Source organism: Pseudomonas sp. 32_A, from assembly GCF_017490905.1.
Classification (GTDB): Bacteria; Pseudomonadota; Gammaproteobacteria; order Pseudomonadales; family Pseudomonadaceae; genus Aquipseudomonas; species Aquipseudomonas inefficax.
In genome coordinates this window covers 1-482 of record NZ_JAFGYI010000258.1, presented here as the reverse complement: position 1 = coordinate 482, position 482 = coordinate 1, and the positions used below count along the sequence as shown (strand labels likewise).

Annotated in this window: 2 pseudogenes; both read left to right on the top strand. The window is 66.6% G+C overall.

From position 1 onward, the window contains the following. Nucleotides 1-285, top strand: a pseudogene (locus J5M58_RS26575) (glycoside hydrolase family 15 protein); the annotation flags it as partial. Between the two features lie 5 nt (nt 286-290). Continuing rightward, nucleotides 291-482, top strand: a pseudogene (locus tag J5M58_RS26570) (trehalose-6-phosphate synthase); the annotation flags it as partial.

Below are 482 nucleotides of genomic sequence, written 5' to 3'. Positions count from 1 at the left end.
GTCAACGGCCAGCTGCTGCGCTACGCCGCGCCCGATGACTTCGGCGTACCGGAAACCGCCTTCCTGGTGGTCAAGTTCTGGTACCTCGACGCGCTCGCCGCCATCGGCCGCCGCGACGAAGCCCGCGCCCTGTTCGAGGAGCTGATCGCCGCGCGCAACCGCTACGGCCTGTTATCCGAGGATTTGCACCCGCACACCGGCGAGCTCTGGGGCAACATCCCGCAGACTTATTCCATGGCGGGTCTGATCAATTCGGCCATTCGCCTCTCCATCGGCTGGGAGTAAGGTCTATGCCGCGCCTCGTGGTGATTTCCAACCGGGTGATGGTGCCCGATGAAAACCATCCGGCCGCGCCGGGCGGCCTCGCCGTCGCCATCGAGGCCGCCATACGTGAGCACGAGGGCCTCTGGTTCGGCTGGAGCGGCCATGTGGCCGAGGAGCCGGGCCCGCTCACCACCCTCGAACGCAACAACCTCACCTAC